At 47.0% G+C, this 20,767-nt stretch carries 20 protein-coding genes; 11 read left to right on the top strand and 9 right to left on the bottom strand.

Annotation, left to right across the window (positions count from 1 at the left end):
• Positions 1 to 29 precede the first annotated feature (29 nt).
• The 6 genes from LO777_RS01350 to LO777_RS01325 form a co-directional block, all read right to left on the bottom strand.
• On the bottom strand, positions 30 to 1,016 hold the full coding sequence (locus LO777_RS01350; RefSeq protein WP_228855793.1) for a DUF72 domain-containing protein: 987 nt from the start codon (positions 1,014 to 1,016) through the stop codon (positions 30 to 32).
• A complete protein-coding gene (lexA, locus tag LO777_RS01345; RefSeq protein ID WP_228855792.1) occupies positions 1,000 to 1,638 on the bottom strand; it encodes a transcriptional repressor LexA in 639 nt (212 codons plus the stop codon). Before lexA ends, LO777_RS01350 begins: the two co-directional genes overlap by 17 nt.
• 148 nt (positions 1,639 to 1,786) lie before the next feature.
• Entirely contained in the window at positions 1,787 to 3,049 is a 1,263-nt protein-coding gene (locus LO777_RS01340; RefSeq protein WP_228855791.1) for a lytic transglycosylase domain-containing protein, read from the bottom strand.
• On the bottom strand, positions 3,049 to 3,654 hold the full coding sequence (locus tag LO777_RS01335) for a hypothetical protein (RefSeq protein WP_228855790.1): 606 nt from the start codon (positions 3,652 to 3,654) through the stop codon (positions 3,049 to 3,051). Before LO777_RS01335 ends, LO777_RS01340 begins: the two co-directional genes overlap by 1 nt.
• Positions 3,655 to 3,888: 234 nt before the next feature.
• On the bottom strand, positions 3,889 to 4,659 hold the full coding sequence (locus LO777_RS01330; protein WP_228855789.1) for a substrate-binding periplasmic protein: 771 nt from the start codon (positions 4,657 to 4,659) through the stop codon (positions 3,889 to 3,891).
• A gap of 216 nt (positions 4,660 to 4,875) precedes the next feature.
• Entirely contained in the window at positions 4,876 to 5,826 is a 951-nt protein-coding gene (locus LO777_RS01325; protein WP_228855788.1) for an Lcl C-terminal domain-containing protein, read from the bottom strand.
• Positions 5,827 to 5,959: 133 nt separating this feature from the next.
• On the opposite strand from LO777_RS01325, the gene glgX reads away from it, so the two are divergent.
• The 9 genes from glgX to LO777_RS01280 all read left to right on the top strand — a co-directional run bounded on the left by glgX (position 5,960) and on the right by LO777_RS01280 (position 14,660).
• On the top strand, positions 5,960 to 8,047 hold the full coding sequence (glgX, locus tag LO777_RS01320; protein WP_228855787.1) for a glycogen debranching protein GlgX: 2,088 nt from the start codon (positions 5,960 to 5,962) through the stop codon (positions 8,045 to 8,047).
• Positions 8,048 to 8,374: 327 nt separating this feature from the next.
• Positions 8,375 to 9,196 carry a PEP-CTERM sorting domain-containing protein gene (locus tag LO777_RS01315; protein ID WP_228855786.1) on the top strand — a complete coding sequence of 274 codons (822 nt, stop codon included), beginning with the start codon at positions 8,375 to 8,377 and terminating at the stop codon, positions 9,194 to 9,196.
• A 360-nt stretch (positions 9,197 to 9,556) separates the two neighbouring features.
• Positions 9,557 to 10,150, top strand: coding sequence for a metallophosphoesterase family protein (locus LO777_RS01310; RefSeq protein ID WP_228855785.1), 594 nt, complete (start codon positions 9,557 to 9,559; stop codon positions 10,148 to 10,150).
• Positions 10,125 to 11,246: an Lrp/AsnC ligand binding domain-containing protein gene (locus tag LO777_RS01305; protein ID WP_228855784.1), complete on the top strand. Its 1,122-nt coding sequence runs from the start codon at positions 10,125 to 10,127 to the stop codon at positions 11,244 to 11,246. The genes LO777_RS01310 and LO777_RS01305 overlap by 26 nt, the downstream gene beginning before the upstream one ends.
• Positions 11,247 to 11,274: 28 nt before the next feature.
• Positions 11,275 to 11,796, top strand: a complete 522-nt coding sequence (locus tag LO777_RS01300) for a GDSL-type esterase/lipase family protein (protein ID WP_228855783.1) — start codon at positions 11,275 to 11,277, stop codon at positions 11,794 to 11,796.
• Between the two features lie 123 nt (positions 11,797 to 11,919).
• Positions 11,920 to 12,708, top strand: coding sequence for a DNA-binding protein (locus tag LO777_RS01295; RefSeq protein WP_228855782.1), 789 nt, complete (start codon positions 11,920 to 11,922; stop codon positions 12,706 to 12,708).
• 4 nt (positions 12,709 to 12,712) lie between these two features.
• On the top strand, positions 12,713 to 13,654 hold the full coding sequence (locus tag LO777_RS01290; protein ID WP_228855781.1) for a ketopantoate reductase family protein: 942 nt from the start codon (positions 12,713 to 12,715) through the stop codon (positions 13,652 to 13,654).
• Positions 13,651 to 14,226, top strand: a complete 576-nt coding sequence (locus LO777_RS01285; RefSeq protein ID WP_228855780.1) for a 5' nucleotidase, NT5C type — start codon at positions 13,651 to 13,653, stop codon at positions 14,224 to 14,226. The genes LO777_RS01290 and LO777_RS01285 overlap by 4 nt, the downstream gene beginning before the upstream one ends.
• A complete protein-coding gene (locus tag LO777_RS01280) occupies positions 14,223 to 14,660 on the top strand; it encodes an NUDIX domain-containing protein (RefSeq protein WP_228855779.1) in 438 nt (145 codons plus the stop codon). The genes LO777_RS01285 and LO777_RS01280 overlap by 4 nt, the downstream gene beginning before the upstream one ends.
• A 322-nt stretch (positions 14,661 to 14,982) precedes the next feature.
• On the opposite strand, the gene typA is transcribed toward LO777_RS01280, so the two are convergent.
• Together typA and LO777_RS01270 are read right to left on the bottom strand one after the other, a co-directional pair.
• Positions 14,983 to 16,776, bottom strand: coding sequence for a translational GTPase TypA (typA, locus tag LO777_RS01275; RefSeq protein WP_228855778.1), 1,794 nt, complete (start codon positions 16,774 to 16,776; stop codon positions 14,983 to 14,985).
• A gap of 221 nt (positions 16,777 to 16,997) precedes the next feature.
• Positions 16,998 to 18,350, bottom strand: a complete 1,353-nt coding sequence (locus tag LO777_RS01270; RefSeq protein WP_228855777.1) for a DEAD/DEAH box helicase — start codon at positions 18,348 to 18,350, stop codon at positions 16,998 to 17,000.
• 163 nt (positions 18,351 to 18,513) lie between these two features.
• Between LO777_RS01270 and LO777_RS01265 the strand changes: the two genes are divergently transcribed.
• Both LO777_RS01265 and LO777_RS01260 read left to right on the top strand, forming a co-directional pair.
• Positions 18,514 to 19,395, top strand: a complete 882-nt coding sequence (locus LO777_RS01265) for a hypothetical protein (RefSeq protein ID WP_228855776.1) — start codon at positions 18,514 to 18,516, stop codon at positions 19,393 to 19,395.
• A 126-nt stretch (positions 19,396 to 19,521) separates the two neighbouring features.
• Entirely contained in the window at positions 19,522 to 20,145 is a 624-nt protein-coding gene (locus tag LO777_RS01260; protein ID WP_228855775.1) for a hypothetical protein, read from the top strand.
• Between the two features lie 5 nt (positions 20,146 to 20,150).
• Here LO777_RS01260 and LO777_RS01255 read toward each other — a convergent pair whose 3' ends face one another.
• Entirely contained in the window at positions 20,151 to 20,690 is a 540-nt protein-coding gene (locus LO777_RS01255; RefSeq protein ID WP_228855774.1) for a DUF2058 domain-containing protein, read from the bottom strand.
• Positions 20,691 to 20,767: the final 77 nt, after the last annotated feature.

The raw sequence follows: 20,767 nt of genomic DNA, 5'->3' as shown, positions 1-20,767 counted from the left end.
TTCCTCTTATCCCGTGTTTTTCATACGGGTTATTTCCCTGCGAGAATGCGGGCCAGCTTCTGGGCGTTGCGGGGGGCGTGAGCCCCCACATGATTGTTGAAGAAGAGCAGGCCCCGTGCTGCCTTACTCATCATTGGTCTGATACGATCATCCGCATATCGATGCAGTTCTTCAGTTGAATAGTCATAGTGAAATTTTTTCTGCATATTGGCAGAACGCCATCCCACCCTGTTCCGCCCATGAAAACGGATATAAAAAAGACCCGGATGAGTTACCACATCAAGAGGCGGAAAGAGATCCGGCAGCAGGGGGCAGTCAACGGTGACCAGGCTGACCCGGCGCCTTTCCAGTTCGGCAAAAACACTGTCCCGGGCCCAAGAGGGATGGCGGAACTCCACCGCCACCGGCAGTGAAGAGAGGCCATCCAGCAGAGCCGCCAGGTAGCTGCGATGGGCAACTGTTCTGTCAAAATCAGGTGGAAGTTGTATCAGAACAGCGAGCAGCCGTTTTCCCAGGGGCGAGATTCCCCGGATATAATCTTTCAACTCCCGCTGCCAGTCATCAACACGTTCATGGGTCATGGTGCGGGTCAGTTTGGCGGCAAAACGCAAATGGCCAGGCGCCTTTTCCACCATACGTGCAATGGCCTCTTCCCGAGCCATCTGATACCAGGTATAGTTCAGTTCAACCACGGAAAAGAAACGACCGTACCGGGCCAGCATTTCACTGCTCTTTGTGCCGGCCGGATAAAAACCGCTGTCCACCCACTCCCTGTATGAATACCCACAGGTGCCGATATCCACCTCTCCTTCCCTGTCCGAGAATTTCACCGTGGGAGGCCGTTTCGCTGCAGTCGGATTTTCATTTGCCTGTCGGGGCTGAGCCTTAAAATCCGGCCATGCTGGTTTATCTGTATATCCCACTGCTGAAGGTCGTACCGCTGCAGTCGGATTTTCATTTGCCTGTCGGGGCTGAGCCTTAAAATCCGGCCATGCCGGTTTATTTCGTTTCACCATCAAACCTGCTGTTCTTTCCCCGGATAACTCCTGTCACTTTCCCCTGCACCAGAACCTCACTGAAAGGGTAGCACATGACTGGATATTCACTGTTTTCAGGTCGCAACTCTATGTGATCAACATAGAGAAAAAACCGCTTAACGGTAGCCTCCTCACCCTTGACCAGCACCGCGACAATCTCGCCGTTTTCCGCATATTGCCTCGGTTCACACACGACCAGATCCCCATCAAAAATGCCCGCGTCCCGCATGGATTCTCCCCTGATCCGCAGGCAGAACAGATTTTCTCCACGGAAAATGGTGGGATCAACCACCACCGTCCCTTCCCATTCCTGCTGGGCATACATGGGCAGTCCGGCGGAAATCCGACCGACAACAGGCAACTCACGTCCCAATCCTTTTGTGGTACCACGGGAGTCGGGAAACAGGCGAACGGTCCGGCCATAACGTCCTTCCCGCTCAACCACACCCTTTCTCTCCAGCTGCAACATCAACTGGGCAACTGCTGTATGGCTCACACCGAGGTCCCGGGCCGCCTCGCGCAGGCTCGGAACACGACCATCTTCGGCTATCCGATCTGTCAGATAAGAAAAAAACCGCCGCTGCTTCTCCGTCAGTTCCATGCTATTCTCCATATGTATATGTACATTTCTTTCAATTGTACATATACATCACAGTTTGTCAATATACATTTCCTCAAAACACAACAATTTATAATTTCCAATCTGGTTACCCGTGAAAATCAGACGAGGAGCCTATGATCTGTTTCCATTATCCGCCAAGGAGACAACGGGAAAGGTTCTGCCATTTCCCGGACCGGACCCAGCCCAGTTTTTCGGCAAAAAGGAGGTCACTGCGAAAATGTCTCTTCTTTTTCTCCCTGGTAAGAAATTTCTTATATTGACCGGGACCGCCGTTATACATGGCATACACTGTTCGAACCATCAAATCTTTATCCAGGGCCGGTTCCTTCTGCCCGGCAAGCACATATTTGCGCAGATAAAGATCAGCGATCTCACAACCGGCGAGGGCATTATAGCGGATATCCCATCGAAGTCTGCCACGATCATACAGCCCGCGCCACACCCGTTCATTGACCTGCATAATTCCCACCGAAGACCTGTTGTAGGAGAGAAGATAGGTCAGTTTTCTGTTTTTCACCACAAACTGTCTCAGACAGCTTTCCTGCCAGGCCATGGCATTTATCATCTCTCTGAATGCGCCATGCAGGGATTTTGAAATCTGCTCCCGGGCAAGAAGCTGCCCAATGGCTCCATCCAGAACCTTTCTCACCCGCAGGACATACCTTTCAATATTCTTTTTCGGAACTTTCCATTTGAGAATTTCCTTAAATCCGGGCAAAGATTCTGCACAGACAGGCGCAACAAACATATTTCTGAAAAAGGAGATTGGCTCCTTTTTCATGTCATCCAGGTCAATTCCCGGCTCTTCCGGCAAAGGTAAAGATTGGTTCCTTTCCTGTATCCGTGGAAGTTCCAGGAGATTTCTCAATCTCGAATCCACATCAGGAACATAACGCAATTTTCCCACTTTGCTGTCAAGCATCCTGGCCAGTCGAAGCAGACCCTGGCGACTGATTTCAATACCGATGGTCGGCCCCATCTTATCAAAAACCTCCAGGGCATCCGCCGCAGTGAAAAACGCCAGAAATCCCAGACCATTTTCTCCGCCTGCTGAATAGAGTTGTTTTCTGAAAATTGGTGCAAGCCTCTTCCAGGCATTCAGGAACTGGATTCTGACAAAATCCCTGCTGACACGCTGACCGGCAAGGGCGGCACTGAACTCATATCGGGCGGAAAGCAAAACATCAATCAGAACCTGATGTTCACTGTCGGCGGTACTGTATCCGGCAATTGCCGTAACCAGCTGCACCAGGAAAGCATCCCAGGTTTCCCACAATCCGACCAGATCCTCAATCTCGGCCGAAGTCAGGGGGCGATTTTCCCCGGCAGGTTCATATACACTTTCCACCTCGGAAAGAAGCTCTGCAAACAGTCCTCCTTTCTGCACCATCACTCTCCCCCTCGAAGGCTGTCAAGCATCCTGTTCGTTGCCTGTGCCGACAGGTGGGGAAAAAGGGGACGGAGAAAATTCTTCAGATTGGCCACAGGAGGGGCAAGACTTATCCTGACCCTCTTCAGACGGGGGTAAATGGAGGACTGAATAAACTTCCAGGCTAATCCCGCAAGAGCGGCGGGCTTACGCTCCAGAGAATACAGCTTTGAATCAACAGTTCTAAATGAGAGACTGAAATTTTCCCCGTCAAAAACGGGCTGTTGCAGGAGTACAATATAACCATCCCATCTCAGCGGCAGAAAACACTTTTCCCCCACAGGCGAACCAAAGTCAACAGCCAGCCGCATTTCAAGACGAAGATTTTTTCCCCTTGCGGAATAAATGGGATCGGTAATTTTTACCCGCGTACAGCTGTTTTCTTCTGCAGTAAATGAATTACCATTTCCAGTAAATACATTTTTTACCAGTAATGAAGACAAAAGTTTATAATCAAGGGTCAGGGGGAGTATAACCTGCCTGGCCAATGAACAGGAAGGTGTGACAAGTAGAAAAAAACAGAAAAAAACGAGGAATCGAAAACTGAAAATTTGACGTTTTTCCATCTTTCTATTGTCTGTCCAGAAGTGAGATTTTTTGTTTGAGTTCAGGTGAGCGAAGATTCCGAGGAGCATAGAAAAACAAAACGCAGAGTAATCGGGCTAAAAGACCATTTATGGACAGGCACTTTCTAACACCCCACAAGGGGGTATAAGTGCCATGGAAATAAACCTAACCATTTAATTTCAAAACACCTTCCCCTTTCTTGTTTTTTATGACAGGAATTCAGGAGTAAGGCACTAATGAACAATACCTGTATCCGGCATGGCAAGGAATCGGCTGTATCCGGACAGAAAACGATCGACATGTATTTTTTCCAGCAAATTATCCAACTTCTCCTGCAAAAATATTCCCTTTCTACTTTTTCTTACCGCAAGACCGGCCGGAGCCGGATTTTCCGGGAATTTCATATAGTATAAATTTTTAATACCCAGTTTATGTAATGTTGATATGGTTGCAGACCGTTCGAACCAGAAGGCATCTATCCTTCCCCGAACCAGCATCTGCAAAAGGCTTTCCAGACTGCCCGGATAAAAATTACGCTTTGGAATATGTAGCAGTTTTGCCGCAAATTCTTCATTTCCCCATGGAATCCCTATTTTCAGCTCCATGATATTACGTAAAATTGTTTTATCAACGACATATATGTCTGTTTTCACATCAATCTTAAAATCCAGTTCCCGTGCATAACTGTAAAATTCTTCAGTTTCTGAATGATAGGGAATATGGCCAATAAGATCCACTCTTCCCTGCCTGAGCATTCGTTTCGCCCGATTATAGGGCATAATGACAATATGGAATTGCAAATCAGAAATTTTTTCTATTTCTTTCAGTAGATCAACTGTATAGCCCGAGTCTTCATCAATTATAAGAGGTGGCAACGGTTCCAGACCGACACGAATAATTCTGGCAGTGGCGAAAGGGGCCAGAATGACTATCCACCCGTTGAAAAACAATAAAAAAAGAAACCAGGTAAACAGTACACTATATCTTATTCGTTTCTTAAACATGTCTTCAACTATAGCAAAAAAAAACTCCTTTTTTAAGACAATAGCATTTTTATCAAAACTGTTTCCTTATTGCATGCACAATATTTTTTATGTTGAAAGAGTATCTTTTTCATTTTCTGTAGTGCATGACCCAGATGAAATACAAAAAATCCCTGTCCGGACAGGATAGAACCTTCCGGAACAGGGATTTTTATGGTGTCTTTAGAACGCCGCTGGTTATTCTGGCGCAAACGTTCTCACCAGTCTGCCAAAACCTCCGGGAATGGTACCGGAGGACCAGAAAGCGCGCCCTTGTTTATAATCCACAAACCAGTACCCCCCCGGTTTACGTTTAGCCGCAACAAAAATAAAGGGCTGCTCCCGGGAAAAAGCCGGATGCAGGTAAATCCCTTTTTCGTTCCTCTCGGGTTCCATAAGTGACAGAGCCTCTTCCATGGTAGGCTGCCGCCAGTCATCAAAACCGGCAAAGCCCTGCCGGTTCAATTCGGCAATATTCAGCTGCATTGTCCTGATGGAAGCGATATCCAACCCTCCTCTCTGCCACATCAGTGACGTTTTCAGATCAATAACTGTTTCCGGTTGACCTCCATCCACCAGGACATTCTCAAATTTTCCGGTCGGATTAAGCTTAGCATCAAAAAAATTCCACCTTTTTATGCAACCTTCAATTTCATCATCATTAATAATCGCCGGTTCTGCCGGTAGCTTGATGCTCTCCCCGGAAAATCGGTTGTCGTTAAAATGTGGCAGAGGTGGACCCATATTCTCCGCACGTTCCTCCGGCTCGATCCGGGGAACAACCAGATCCGAATCACCTCCATCCAGAACATTTTCAATCAGCCACTTTTTAATCGGCTCATCTATGGCATAACTTTTTTCAAAAATCGCTGAACGTCCCTGATTTTCAACACAGTTTTTTACAATTTCCACCGGAACAGTTATATCAGCCAGAATCCGGGCATGCTTTACGCCCCGCTCCATGAGGCAAAGTTTCGGTTCCTCACCCCAGTTATCAACAAAGAAATAATACACCCGTTCATTGTTATTTCTGACTCTTTCCCTTCCTCCCCACGATTCGTATGTTCCAAAACTCAGATTGGGACTCATCTCCCAGTCTATCGGACTGATAATCTTTTCCCCGACTTTTACCTTATGAAATATTCCCATGCATCCTCCCTTCATTGTGTTACTGTTCTGTTGAAAATCAGTGCCGGTGTTTGCTTATTCCTGTTCCTGATGTAGAATTATCCCAGGCCCTGAAATTTTATTAATTATTCTAATTATAATAATCATTATCATAATGTCCAGTGTAATCACCACCCTGAAAACAGATACAGGTTTTCCTCTTCCACAGGGAGTGACCCACCTCAGGGAAGGGATAAATTTTGCTGTTTTTTCACGTCACGCCACCGCTGTTTCCCTGGTCATTGATTATTTTTCAGAAAAAAATTCCACTCCTGTCAGAAAAGAATATGTGCTGGAACCTGAAAAAAACCGTACCGGAGATCTCTGGCATATTCTTATTCTTGGAGACCTTCCTGAGTTTAATTATGGTTTCAGAATGGATGGCCCCTGTGATAAAAAAAACAGCGGAACGTTCTACGACAACAATCTGATCCTTATTGATCCCTGCAGTCGAATCCTGCTTCCACGACAATGGGGAGAGCCATCCCGTTACGGGCAAATCCCATGCTGCAGAGGTGTTAACCACGAATTTGACTGGCTTGATGACAAACCGCCGGGAACTCCACTTTCAGAAACTATCATTTATGAGCTTCATGTGCGGGGATTTACACGAAACCGTAACTCCGGAGTTTCATCTCCCGGATCATTCAAAGGTATAGTTGAAAAAATCCCCTATCTGAAGGATCTCGGTATTACCGCTGTGGAACTGATGCCGATCACGGAATTTGATGAAAATGATATTTTTTTTGTCAACCCGGATACAGGAGAAAAACTGAAAAACTTCTGGGGGTACAGCCCCGTTTCCTTTTTTGCCCTCAACAGTAGTTTCAGCTCGGAGCCCGCCGGAGCCCTGACAGAGTTCAAGGAAATGGTGCGGGCTCTGCACAAAGCAGGAATCGAGGTATACCTTGATATGGTCTTCAACCATACAGGAGAAGGGGGATATAACGGCACAACCAGCAGTTTCAGAGGAATTGACAACCCGATCTTCTATCTGCTGGACGAAGAACATGAATATCTCAACTTCTCCGGGTGTGGCAATACCATGAACTGCAACCATCCGGTAGTCCGTGACCTTATCCGCGAATCTCTCAGATACTGGGTGACTGAAATGCATGTTGACGGTTTCCGTTTTGATCTTGCCTCCATTCTGGGCAGGGACAGGGAAGGACACGTCCTGGTCAATCCTCCGATTATCGAGGCCATCGCTGAAGACCCGGTTCTCCGGGATACAAAAATCATTGCTGAAGCCTGGGACGCGGCCGGACTTTACCAGGTTGGCTCTTTTTCGACCGACTCACGGTGGGCGGAGTGGAACGGCAGGTTCAGAGATGATATACGGTATTTCATGACCGGAGCACCGGACAGCATCACCCGCCTGGCAACCCGGATCGCCGGTAGCTCTGATCTTTACCAACAGGACGGCAGAGGCCCCCTGTGCTCCATCAATTTCATCACCAGCCATGATGGTTTCACCCTGTATGATCTTGTCAGCTACAATGAAAAACATAACCACGCCAACGGAGAGAACAACCGGGACGGGGAGAACCATAACATCAGCTGGAACAGCGGTTGTGAAGGAGAAACCGACAATCAGGATATCATTGAACTGCGCTTTCGCCGCATGAAAAGTTTTATCGTTCTTCTCTTTCTCTCCCAGGGGGTACCGATGATGACCGGAGGGGATGAATTTGCGCGAACCCAGAAAGGCAATAACAACAGCTGGTGCCAGGATAATGCAACCAGCTGGCTGGACTGGTCCCTTCTCGAAACCCACAGGGACTTTTACCGATTTGTAAAAAAATGCATCCAGTTGAGAAAAAGTTCCACACTTTTCAGACAGGAACAATTTTTCAGTCCGGAAGACCAGAGTATTCATGAGCAGGAGCAAGCGCGGATTTCATGGCAATACCTGCTTCCCGGGCAACAGAACTGGAGCCACGACTGCCATGGTCTGGCCTTTATGCTCTCCGGACAGGAGCCGGACGGCAGGCCGACCGCCTTTTTTATAATGCTGAACGGCCATAGAACAAACAATTTGAGATTCACTCTCCCCGTAATACCGTTTGGAAAAGATTCCTGGCATCTTCTCATTGACAGTTCAGCCCCACCACCATATGATTTTCCCGACGACTCTCAAGCAATCACTTCCGACACTTTCAAGGTCCCATCATTTGGAACTGTTGTCCTTAAAGCCGACTGAAAGAATTTTCCAGGCTACAGCATATAAACGCTCTTGCAATTTGTTAGCATTTATTGTTAACTGCTTAAGAGTGAAGGAATAAATGGGCCTGAAGGCTCTATATTTCAGGATCTGCTGTTATTGATACCCTTTGGATGTTTTGTTCTCTCCGGGTGCAATAAACATGAGGTTACCTATGAAACCCGGTCAGGTTGAAGATGTGTCTGCTTCATCAGATGTATCCCCGGCTCATCAGTGCCAGTGAATTTCATACAGCACCATAAAACGCTTTGACCTGCGAAAAGACAGCCCACAATGAACTTTCATACAAGCTTTTGAGGTTACACCATGAGAAAGAGATTCAGTATCATACTCTTACTGGTTTTGACAGCCATAACTCTTGCAGCTTCCACAACCGTATATGCGGCATCAATGGCCACATATGAATTCACGCTCACAGGCATAGAAATAGTGAGTTATACTGTTTACAACGGTGCATCCGGATCGAGTCCCGTTGATAATGACTTGTATTCAGGTGCCCGGTTATTTAAAACCTGGGACAACCAACAATGGCAATACACTGACCAATACGCCAGTTACCAACAGTCAAGCAACAGAGATTTTATAAGCTGGACACTCGGAGGAGATAAAATCGTTGACCTCCAACTCTGGGGATATGGTGGTCGTGGGAATAACTGGGGCGAAAGATATAAGGTTCAGGACTGGGTTTCAGCTTCTTCGACAGACCCGAACTGGCATCCATATATTGATTCGTGGCCCTCTTCATGGGGCCCCACTCCGGCCAATAACAACGGAGATCTCCAGGACTGGTGGGCATCCGATGATGCTGAATGGGATTATGATTACAACCACGGATTTGGTTTCTATGAAACCAGTTATCCGGAATTCACGTTCAGCCTCACCCTGGATATGGATGATCCTGCATTTTATGGCAACAGTTCCCCCTGGTATGATGACCGGGAGGGACAGATGGTATTCTGGTTTGGCGCTTGGACTATGGATATTGACGGTAACTTTACAGGCTTTTATGAAGGAAACGTCATTCTCCAGGGTGAACTGGCCAATACCGTTCCCGAACCCGCATCACTCCTCCTTTTCGGTATGGGTCTTGTTACCGTTTTGGCCGGCACCAGGTGCCGGAGAAAGTAAGGCTGGCTGATTCAGATAAGCATCCGTCTGCATCAGCTGTGATGCAGACGGATTCCAACGTGAAACTTCCCTGCCCCTTCTCCTCCTCCCTTCCCCCTGTATTCCTGAAAAAGAGTGTTTATCCCTTTCGAATATTGTAAAATACATCCTGATCATCCGTGTTCTTCCGCCTGATAAAAATAACGGACCATCATTGCCGGATCAAATGACTCGGCCATTTATGCCCTGTGGGTATTTATGCCCACAGAGTATACGAAAGAAATGAAAATCCGACTGCGGCAAAATACCCTTCAGCAGCGAGATTCTCAGATAAATAGAATTCTTTCTCTATTTTTCATAAAATAGATCTATAATAGTGTTTTGAAAATCCTCATTGTCTCAGATACCGTTGTCGAATCCCTCCTCGAAACAGGAGATACCAATCCTGTCAGGGACAGAATTGATCTCATTCTTTCATGCGGAGACCTGCCGCCGGAATATTTAAGCTCATTGACATTTACATTTAATGTCCCCCTTATGTATATCCTCGGCAACCATGATCTCCGTTACACGACTTCTCCGCCAACGGGGTGCCGGAATATTGACAGAAGACTGGTAACTTTTAATACCTTGAAAATTATAGGTTTTTCCGGATCCAGATGGTATAACGGTGGGGCCAATCAATACACGGAAAAAGAGATGAAACGATTTGTGAACAGAATGCGATTCACGCTCTGGCAGAAAGGTGCGCCGGACATTGTTCTGACTCATGCACCACCTCGACATGTCAATGACGAGGACGATCCTTGCCATAAGGGATTTACTTACTACAATGCGTTTATAGAGAAATATAAACCGGCATTTTTTCTTCATGGCCATATCCATAAATTTTTTACTGATGATTCCGAGAGAATTTCAATTGTCAATACAACCCGGGTAATTAACTGTTATGGCTACTATATTCTCGAAATTTAATCCATTCCAGGCGCTAAAGAGCAACACACAAAAGAAAAAGGAGCAGGATACTGATTCCAGGTTTCACAGTTTCAACAGTCGCCGGGAAAAAGAAAAAGCCTACGAATCGATACAGCGGGGAACCTCCATGGTCCCCCTGGAAAGGATAGTTGGAAGTGTCGGCAGATATCATGATTTTGACAATCAGTTCAAAACCAGGAAAGGAAACATTGATGAACGGCTCGAAGCCATTCTCAAAGCCATGAAAGCAGGCAAGGCCATGCCGCCGATCTCCCTCTACCAGATCAAGGATGACTACTACATCCTGGATGGTCATCATCGTTTCCAGGCTGCAAAACGCCTGGGATACAGTGAAATCCACTCACGCATTCTCGAACTGCTGCCATCGGAAAACAGTCTTGAAAACAAATTGTACAGGGAGAAAACAGAGTTCAAAGATAAAGGTGGCCTTCCCCAACGCATTGACCTGACGGAACTCGGTGTGTTTGACCACCTTGAAAAACAAATTGAAGAACACCGGAAATACCTGGAAAAAGAACGGAATGAAACGATCAGCTACAGGGATGCCGCTCTCGACTGGTACCACACCATTTATAAACCGCTTGCCACTGTCATAAAGGAAAGCAACCTGGTCCATTCTTTTCCTGGAAGAACCGTTGACGATCTCTATCTCTACATATCCACGCACCAGTGGGAAATGGGAAAAAAAAGAAAATACGGTATTGGTGTTGACAAACTTATACCCAAGGACATGGAGGAATTCAGAAAGAAAATGGCCAGACATAAGGAACAGAAGTATCCTGAAATGCGTCCGGAAATGACTGTTTTTATCCTTTTAAACGTGGATGGCAGATACGAACAGCGCATCTTCGACAAACTCATTGCCCTGGATGAGGTCAAGGAGGTGCACGCCGTGCACGGTTCCATTGATCTCATTGTCAAAATCACCCTGGTAAGGGACCTGCTCTCCTCGGATGCGGAGCTTCTGACGGACTTTATTCTCTCGACCATACGAAAATGGACGGGAGTTGTCTCCACCCAGACACTCATCCCCGGCCTTTCCAAAGTCAAGAGGGACGATCACTGCCTTATTTAATAGAAATCACTCTACCACCACTGAAAAAATGATACAGATTTTATTCATTGGAGACTCCCTGATAGCTGAATTTGACTGGCAGTCACGTCTGAATATGCACAGCGTCCAAAATTTCGGTATTCCCGGACTCACTACCCTCGATCTCTATGGCATGTTATCCGGTATTCATGAACAAAGCCATCCCCCCGATGTGGTGGTTGTGATGATCGGCACTAACGATATCCTTACTGATAATTACAGATTCATCCATACACTGAAAAAAACCATCGTCCAATTGAGACAGGACTTTCCGTCTGCCGAAGTTCTGCTGAGCAGCCTTCTTCCCATGAAAATTCCGGAGTTACCCGCCAATACCATTCCCAGTATCAATACACACCTGGAAGCACTGACGATGCAGACAGGCTGTTGCTTTCTTGACATATACACAAAATTCTGTGAAAGTGAAGAAACTATTTTCCAGGCTGATGGTGTCCATATCACAAAAGCAGCGTATGAAATCTGGAGCCGTATCCTTCTTGAGCATATTGCTTTTCTCGTCGAGAATGACTAACATTGATTGTCGTCGGTTATAGGTTCTGTTTTTGTCTGAAAATCCCATAGTGAAAGGTCTTTTGCCGCCAGTTAACAGTCACCTGTATTTCATTTATAATTTTTTTTAGAGGAGCATATTACAATGCAGTCAAAGCCGTTTCTTTCTCTGATTATTTTCACCGTATTTCTCTTTTCTCTCCTGCTCATACCACAGACTAACCATGCGAATGGAATGACTCTTAATACCACTGGTAAAATTGTTGAAACAATGGACAGCGGGGGTTACACTTATATTCTGGTGGACAACGGAAAAGAAAAAACATGGGTGGCGATTCCCCAGACCAAGGTGGAAAAAGGAACGACAGTTACATACAAACCTGGAATGGTCATGACGAATTTTGTCAGCAAGAGCCTGGAGCGTACCTTTAAAACCATAATTTTTTCATCCGGACTGGATGGGAAAGGCACCCAGTCATTCCACGGAATGACAACATCAGACGATTCCTTTGCTGCTGCTGTACAATCTGAACGCAAAGCAGGTCCACCTGCTGCCTCCCGACCTATTCAAAGCTCAGGCGGAAGCAATGGAGCCATAGCCCCATTTCGTGAAATCAGCATAAAAAAAGCTGATGCCCCAAATGGATACAGTGTTGAAGAACTCTACAACCAGGCAGATAAACTCAATGGTGAAAAGGTCACCCTTCATGGTCTTGTGGTCAAGGTCAGCCCCAATATCATGGGAAGAAACTGGATCCATATGCAGGACGGTACCGGCAATCCAATGAAAAACACCCATGACATGGTGGTGACAAGCTCTGAAATCCCGGAAGTAAACAGTGAAATTACCATTGAGGGTGTCCTGGCCGCAAAGAAGGACTTTGGGGCTGGCTACAAATACAAGGCTATCATTGAAGAAGCAGTTATAAAATAAACCCATGCATTTTCTCATTGCAGGTCCCGGAGCTCTTGGTTGTCTTCTGTTTTCAAAACTGTTCCGTGGGATCAGGGGAACAGCGCATACCCTCGGACTGCTGGATTACAATGGCAGGCGGGCAGAAGCACTTTCCCGGTCAGGTATCCTCTATTACCTTGGCGATAATAAATATGCGGTTCCCACTGATGTTGCAGCAGTACCACAGGCAGCAACACCTGCCGATGTCATTGTTTTCTGTGTCAAATCGTATGATCTGCGTAACAGCCTTGACTACTGGAATCCATTGATCAACGAAAAAACGCTGCTCATTTTCATGCAGAACGGCATTGCTCATCTTGATCTCGGGACCCACCTCCATGACGGCACGGTAGCATACGGCACAACCACAGAAGGTGCTACACTGCTCGCTCCGGGCCAGGTTCGCCATGCCGGAAGCGGCCGGACTTTCCTGGGTTTTCCACAGAGTGTGGAGAATCACTTCCTCGATCTTCTTGAAAAGACAAAGACCTGTTTTGAAAATGGAGGTCTGCAGACAGACGTTACCGATCAAATCATGACACGGTTATGGTCCAAGCTGTTCATCAATGTTGGAATTAATGCCCTGACAGCAACACTCAACTGTAGAAATGGAGAATTGCTCTCCCTGGCCGGAGTACGCGACAGAATGAAAACGGCAGTTGATGAGGCCGTGGAAATTGCCCGCAGGCTACAGATCGATATTATTGAGGACCCTTATCGGACAACTCTTCTCGTCGCCGAAAAAACAGCTGACAATATTTCCTCCATGCTGCAGGATGTACGGAACTGTAAGAAAACAGAGATTGACGCCATCAATGGAGCCATAGAAAAGGCTGGGAAAAAACTCCATATCCCTACTCCGGAAAACAGTCGCCTGACCCGGGAAATAAAATCAATTGAAGAAAACTATCCCCAATATCCATGAAACTTACTCCGGACAGAACCGGCTTTGACCTTGACGGGGTTATTGCCGACACTGCAGAAACTTTTCTTCGCCTGGCCTGTGAAAAATACGGCTATTGCTCCTTTACCAGGGAAGATATCACCAGTTTTGACCTGGAAAACTGTATTGCAATGGAACAGTCTTTAGTGGAAAGAATATTCACAGATATTCTTGAAGACTCACTGTCCACAGGACTCACCCCCATGGAAGGAGCAGTAGAGACACTGACGGAACTGGCCATGGTGACACCAGAAATAACAATCATCACTGCCCGTTCCCTGCAGCAACCCGTACTGGACTGGATTGATGTTTTTTTCCCGGCACGAACACGGGACGCAATCAAGGTTATTGCCATGGGGGATCACAATGATAAAACCAGATATATCCACGACCGGAAGCTGCAGTATTTCATTGATGACAGGGCGGAAACCTGTATGCAGCTCGCAACGGCAGGAATCACACCTCTTGTCTTCGAACAGCCTTGGAACAGAAATCGCCATAACCTCCGCTCAGTCTCGGGATGGCATGAACTCCGGGAATTCCTGATACCATGAAATGTCCTCACTGCAACAAACCCATTCAGGTCTACAGAAATCCGGTACCCACTGTAGATATCATCATCGAGGTGAGAGATAAAATTGTCCTCATTGAAAGAAAAAACCCGCCTTTCGGCTGGGCCCTTCCCGGCGGATTTGTCGATTACGGAGAATCATTTGAGGCAGCGGCACTGCGGGAAGCCAGGGAAGAAACAGGGTTGACGGTACACAATCTCCGTCAGTTCCACACCTATTCTGATCCAGGGCGGGACGAGAGACAGCATACGGCCTCCACGGTTTTCATGGCCAGTGCAGAAAGTGAGCCGACAGCCGGTGATGACGCAAAAAGTGCGGCACTTTTTACCAGGGACACCCTTCCGGACCTGGTATTTGACCATGCCCGGATTCTGGCAGATTATTACCTGTTCAAAAAATCAAAAAACAGTTTTTAACAACCAGAAAATAAAAAAACCCGTTCCAACGGATCCATAAAGGGTCAGTCAGGGAATACAGTCTGAACCATACTTCCTCACAACAACCCCGAAGACCGCCAGCCCAGCCAGGCCCGCAATAACCATCATCAGAGTAGTACTCATTGCAATCTACCCCCGTATCCGTAATCCCGTAACTGATCACAGGATTTGTAACTCCATGTTTTCATCCACATCAAACCTGTAAGTGCTCTGGGGTACAGCAGATTCGTGCAGGCGTGACTGGCTGCTATAGCCCCTCTATGCGGGCAGTCGCGACCGTGCGAATATGCTGAGCCCCAGATCACTTACGTAATCCCGGCCTCTTTCGCAACCGGATAGACTTGGGCGTTACCTCCACAAGTTCATCGTCATTGATATAAGCAATACAATCCTCCAGGGTCATGACAGCGGGAGGAGTGAGAATCACAGCCTCATCAGATCCTGAAGCCCGCATGTTGGTCAGTTTCTTCCCCTTGGCAGGATTGACTACCAGATCAGCAGCCCGGCAGTGTTCCCCGATAATCTGTCCCTGATAAAGAGGTGCTCCCGGTTTTATGAACAACTTTCCCCGATCCTGAAGATTAAATAACGCATAGGCAACAGCAGTGCAAGGTTCTTTCACTACCAGCACCCCACTCACCCGATTGATAATATCACCGGCATACGGACCATATTCCGAAAAGACGTAACTCATCATTCCCATGCCTTTGGTATCCGTCATAAATTCTGAACGGTATCCAAGCAGACCACGGGTTGGAATAGAAAAAACCATACGAACCATGCCGTTTTCCGTTCCCATTTCTTCCAGCTGACCTTTAAGCTTGCCAAGCTTCTCAATAACCGGCCCCTGGAACTGTTCATCCACATCCACAGTCAGTTTTTCATAAGGCTCCATCACCTGACCATTTTCCTCTCTGAAAATAACCTGGGGTCGGGTTACCTGCAGCTCATATCCCTCCCGACGCATTTTTTCGATCAGAATGGACAGGTGCAACTCTCCCCGCCCGGAAACCTTGAATCCAACTGCATCCTGAAGAGGCTCATACTGCAGGGCAACATCGGCCAGTATTTCCCTTTGAAGCCGATCTCCAATATGGCGAGAGGTGACATATTTCCCTTCTTTTCCGGCAAAAGGAGAATCATTTGGAATGAAATTCATGGAAATGGTTGGCGGGTCAATATTAATAAGCGGCAGAGGTCGGGGGTCTTCCTGATCGGTAAATGTCACACCAACAGTCACATCCTCCATTCCGGCAATAGCCACAATTTCACCCACCCCAGCTGATTCGATACTGATCTTTCCGTCACATTCAAACCGATAGATCTTGGAGATTCGCACCGGTTTAATGCTCCCGTCACGACGGGCGACAACAATCGGCTGATTGATTGCCATCTTGCCGTTGATGACCTTGCCAATACCAAGTCTGCCCAGGTAGGGCGAATAATCAATGGTACCCACCTGCATTTGAAGCGGTTCATCGGAAGAACCAACCGGGGCCGGAATATGGTCTACAATCATGCGGGAAACATGATGCATACTGCCACCGTCTGCAATGGGATCCCCAGGATCCAGCAGAGAATATCCCTCCTTTGCCGAAGTGTAAACAACAGGAAAATCAAGAATTTCGTCAGGGGCATTCAATTTGACAAAGAGATCAAAGACCTCATCGATTACCCAGTCGCAGCGGGCGGCAGGTTTATCGATCTTGTTGATTACCACAATCACGGGGAGGTTGTTTTCCAATGCTTTTTTCAAGACAAAATAGGTCTGGGGCATGGGGCCTTCCTGGGCATCTACCAACAGCAGAGCTCCATCGGCCATACGCAGCACCCTCTCCACCTGCCCCCCGAAATCAGCATGGCCGGGAGTATCAATAATATTGATCCAGTAATCCTCAAAACGATAGGATCCATTTTTGGCGGTAATGGTAATGCCCCGTTCACGCTCGAGATCCATGGAGTCCATCAGCCGCTCGGAAACCTCCTGGTTATCCCGGAACATACCGGAATGTCGGAAAAGCTGATCAACCAATGTTGTCTTGCCATGATCAACATGGGCAATAATAGCCACATTTCGAATTTTACTCTGTTCCATTATTTATCCTTGAGAGGAATCCTGTGATTTTAATTTGCCATTCGGCTTGGAATAAAGGCGGGAAATTTTGACAAAAGACGAAAAACTTCTCACTCTGCAACACACTCAAAACTTAACAGTATAACACATTCATAAAATTATCACAAGCAATGTCACTGGAAGTATTGGGGACCATGATTTTTCCCGCTTCCTGATCACTCTTTTTTTTCTTCTCCACCAGATCAGAGATCCGACAACACCACTCCTCTGGCGTCGGCAGAACGCCGGAGAGCCGGAATATTATCGTCCACATAGTCGAAAACCCTGGCTCGTTTGTTTGCCGCAGGCCGCATAATTCTGCCGATAACCTGAAGAAGACGCCCCTCGAATGCAATGGGTGTGGTCAGAAAGAGGGTGGACAGCCCTGGACAGTCAAACCCTTCACTGATAAGCTGCAGGGTTGCAACCAGCACTTCCACCCTGCCTTTCTGCACGTTTTCCACAATCTCCATACGCTCCTCAGCGGAAATCTTACCGGTGAGAAGTTTCACATTAATGCCTTCGGCCTTGAGCTTTTCCTCAAAAAAACGGCAATGGACCACCCGGTCAGAAACAACCAGACAGGTGGTAGCCTCCTGCTGTTTGACCGCGAAGATAATATCATCAAGAATCTGCCTGTTTCTTCCCTGGTGGCGGGTCAATGCCTTGATCATGGCCGGGTAGTTACCGCGATAACCATACTGAAAAGAAGTACTTTTTCTGATTATTTCCGGTTTTAAAATGGCACCGCTGGCTTTGAGTTCCCGGGAATCAACCTGATGGATCCGGTCTCCCATGAAAAAATAGATCAACTTGGTCATCTCGCCATCACTCCGAAAGGCGGTAGCTGAAAGGCCGAGAAGGTAGTGGCAGTCAAACCGGGAGACAACGTCAGTGAACAGCGTTGCGGGAACCCGGTGACATTCGTCAACAACAAGATGTCCAAACTGCTCCACCAGTTCTTCAACCCGCTTTCTGGTACTGTTGACGATACTGATGGTCAAGGGGGCCAGGGAAAACCTGCCGTCCCCTACCAGGCCAACCTCACAGGACAAGAACTGTTCCGCCCGTTCTTTCCACTGGTACAGCAATTCCTTGCTGTGAACCACAACAAGCGTTGGTTGTCTACGGGCGGCTATCAGAGCCAGGGCCATAACAGTTTTCCCACTGCCGGTTCCTGACTCAATCACGCCAAAGGATTTTGTCTCCGCCGCATCAACTGCAACCTGCTGATAGGGTCGCAGTTCCCCATGGAAAGAAAAATCAACTTCCGTCAGCAATCTTCTCCTGTCAATTATTTCTGGATCACAACCGAGAAAACGACGACACAGAAGAACTGCCTGATTAGCAAATCCCCTTGGAAAACGCAGACCTCCAGGGACTGGTTCATAGTACTTCAGCTGGGGCTTGAGTTTTTTTCCTATCCAGCGACCATATTTTCTGGCGGCAATATATTGTGGATTCTCAATGGTCAGTCGGTTTTTCAATTCCTGTTCAAAATCAAAATGTATTCCGCTCAGGAGACAATCCGCCGTTACGGTCAATTTCAGTTCCACACGTTCAATCCTCCCCTGTTTCCTGCTTGATGAGAGAAAAACTATAGACTACAGTAAACTCTTTGTATATTTACACCAAAAAAGAATCCTGTTTGCCCGGGAACCGGGCAGGCTGAGTTTTGTAAGCAATCAGCAAACAGTATAATAAGACCGACATCTCATTTTGCCAAACACACTCTGCCATATAGGAATCCAGGGCGGCTCAGGCAGGATCCTGGCCCATGATATCAGATGGATTATCGCCGGTTGCATAATCCCTGATATTCCATGGATTATCCTGAAAATACTCATAGCAGCCACCCCCCTGAATCCTTACGACCTGCGTCTTTACTGCATGGTACAGGCCAGTCTTCTCTTCTGTCTTCTACTCTCAGGATCTGTTGCTTTGGTGGCCCGCAGCCCCCTGATGATCTTTTCCATAATCGGCAGCAACTGCCTCTTCCACCTTCTCCTTGACGCAATGCAGATCAAGTGGGGAAACGGAGTCCACCTTTTCGCCCCGCTTTCCTGGAAAATGACCCGGTTTAATTATCTCTGGCCGGAACACCTTGTCATACTTTTTTTTACCTGTTTCGGTCTCTTTTTTATGATTTTCTACTGGCGGGAAACAGTGAATAAAACCATCCCATTCCGGCGTCCACAGGGCATGGAAGCAATTGCGGCCACCATGCTTTTCCTTTTTTACCTGCTGGGACCACCCCTGTTTATGAACGACCTTGAAAAACTGGACAGTTACTATATTCACACCCTGCGTGAATATAACAATCGGCCTGGAAAACAGGTTATGTTTGACCGAGCCCACTATTTCAGCGGGACCAAAAGTCTGAGGACTTTTGCCGGAGAAATAATCCATGTCACCGGCAGACAACCGGCAATGTCAGGAAGAGTCTCTTTCCAGGGCCGTTTTCTCAGTCCGTCAACATTTCAGGCTTCCCAATACCATTTTCACCGCGACCATCGTGATCTGGCATCAGTTATCGGTCTTTTTATGGCTTGCGCTTTACTACTGCACTCGGTATTACTATGGCGATTTCGAAAAAAATAACTCCCGGCCAACACAGTAACGAAAACCCAACTGCGGCAAAAAGACCTTCCGTGGTGAAATATTCAAATAATACAGACCCAGGAGCTCGTCAGGCTGAGTTTCGTACGTAATCAGGAATAAAAAAAATTGCCAACAATGCGAAAACTTCTCTTTTTCCTCATCACCTTCTTTATCTGTCTGCCCGTTTCCAGTTATGCAGGAGCAAACCAATACATTACCCTGGATATTCCGGAAGCTGTTATCGCCAGAGCTGTCACGGCCATGCTCCCTCTGAACATTGACGCCCATTCAAAAAATATTCGTGGAGATATTACAATCCTGAATATCAGCGAACTGCAGTTAAACAACCGCAATCTTGCCTGCCGGATGCACCTGGCAGGGAACAATCTTGCTTTTCTCACGGAAATCGCGGGTCATGAGATCAGGTTGAAGGTCGGTTCTGTGGAAATAGATTTCAGGGCAAACGCTGCACTCAGATTTGACGCAGCAAAACAAATTCTCTATATAAAACCTGTCATCAATACTGTATCAGCAAAAGGTGATGGCCGAAACGGAGAAATCGGCAAAGCTCTGATCGGACTCCTTAATGGTCGTGAATTTCCGATCACGATGCAGGAACTTGACCCGCTTATCGCCAGAACCGGATCAAAGACTGTCATTATTGCCACAAAGATCACTGATATCCTGGCCCAAAAAGACCGCCTGCAACTCAAACTGACCCCGACAATTAGTGTAAAATCAAGTCGTTGAGCAAACTACCACATAAGATCATCGGGTACTTCGTATTCCGCGTAGGGGTCGTCATCACTTTTCTGTTCCTGTTCCGGGATGTTGATCAGAACAAAAACTGTTTTGTCCAGTTTCAGTATTTTTTCGCCAATATTTCTTGGAACAACTTCGTACTTATCACCAAGCATAACTATTGCCAGCTGTCCCGATGACAGCCTGTCCGCCATATCCGCGCTGACAAAGATTCGCTGTATCTTCCCGCCTGCATTAAACCTGTATTGTATTCCCGACTCATCCCTTTCCAGCATATTGGCAGTTATCATCTGCCGAACAGCCGCTGCGGTCTCCCTTTTTTTCAGTTTTTCTTCCCGCTGACGATTAAGTTCTCTCGCCCTGGCCTGTTTTTTTTCCAGAGCAGCTTTTGCAAGAAGAGCATTTTCATCAACGAACTGTTCCCCGGCCCTCTGCTTCTTTTTTTTACGATGCTTCTGTTTTTTTATAGTATTAGCTTTCTTTTTATCAACCAGTCCCAATTTCAGAAACTGATCCTGCAATGATTTTCCCATGGACAGCCCATTGATTGTTTTTCAGCCCGGATAATTTCAGGCATTTTTAAAAATCACCTGTCGCCCTGCCGGGCATT

Source organism: Desulfomarina profundi (assembly GCF_019703855.1).
Classification (GTDB): domain Bacteria; phylum Desulfobacterota; class Desulfobulbia; order Desulfobulbales; family Desulfocapsaceae; genus Desulfomarina; species Desulfomarina profundi.
Note: the sequence above shows the minus strand (reverse complement) of the source record. Positions and strands in the feature narration are given on the sequence as shown.

Excerpts from the sequence above, each read along its gene's own strand:
- LO777_RS01350 (WP_228855793.1), bottom strand. The coding sequence starts at position 1,016 with ATGGTGAAACGAAATAAACCGGCATGGCCGGATTTTAAGGCTCAGCCC.
- lexA (WP_228855792.1), bottom strand. The coding sequence starts at position 1,638 with ATGGAACTGACGGAGAAGCAGCGGCGGTTTTTTTCTTATCTGACAGAT.
- LO777_RS01340 (WP_228855791.1), bottom strand. The coding sequence starts at position 3,049 with ATGGTGCAGAAAGGAGGACTGTTTGCAGAGCTTCTTTCCGAGGTGGAA.
- LO777_RS01335 (WP_228855790.1), bottom strand. The coding sequence starts at position 3,654 with ATGGAAAAACGTCAAATTTTCAGTTTTCGATTCCTCGTTTTTTTCTGT.
- LO777_RS01330 (WP_228855789.1), bottom strand. The coding sequence starts at position 4,659 with ATGTTTAAGAAACGAATAAGATATAGTGTACTGTTTACCTGGTTTCTT.
- LO777_RS01325 (WP_228855788.1), bottom strand. The coding sequence starts at position 5,826 with ATGGGAATATTTCATAAGGTAAAAGTCGGGGAAAAGATTATCAGTCCG.
- glgX (WP_228855787.1), top strand. The coding sequence starts at position 5,960 with ATGTCCAGTGTAATCACCACCCTGAAAACAGATACAGGTTTTCCTCTT.
- LO777_RS01315 (WP_228855786.1), top strand. The coding sequence starts at position 8,375 with ATGAGAAAGAGATTCAGTATCATACTCTTACTGGTTTTGACAGCCATA.
- LO777_RS01305 (WP_228855784.1), top strand. The coding sequence starts at position 10,125 with ATGGCTACTATATTCTCGAAATTTAATCCATTCCAGGCGCTAAAGAGC.
- LO777_RS01300 (WP_228855783.1), top strand. The coding sequence starts at position 11,275 with ATGATACAGATTTTATTCATTGGAGACTCCCTGATAGCTGAATTTGAC.
- LO777_RS01295 (WP_228855782.1), top strand. The coding sequence starts at position 11,920 with ATGCAGTCAAAGCCGTTTCTTTCTCTGATTATTTTCACCGTATTTCTC.
- LO777_RS01290 (WP_228855781.1), top strand. The coding sequence starts at position 12,713 with ATGCATTTTCTCATTGCAGGTCCCGGAGCTCTTGGTTGTCTTCTGTTT.
- LO777_RS01285 (WP_228855780.1), top strand. The coding sequence starts at position 13,651 with ATGAAACTTACTCCGGACAGAACCGGCTTTGACCTTGACGGGGTTATT.
- LO777_RS01280 (WP_228855779.1), top strand. The coding sequence starts at position 14,223 with ATGAAATGTCCTCACTGCAACAAACCCATTCAGGTCTACAGAAATCCG.
- typA (WP_228855778.1), bottom strand. The coding sequence starts at position 16,776 with ATGGAACAGAGTAAAATTCGAAATGTGGCTATTATTGCCCATGTTGAT.
- LO777_RS01255 (WP_228855774.1), bottom strand. The coding sequence starts at position 20,690 with ATGGGAAAATCATTGCAGGATCAGTTTCTGAAATTGGGACTGGTTGAT.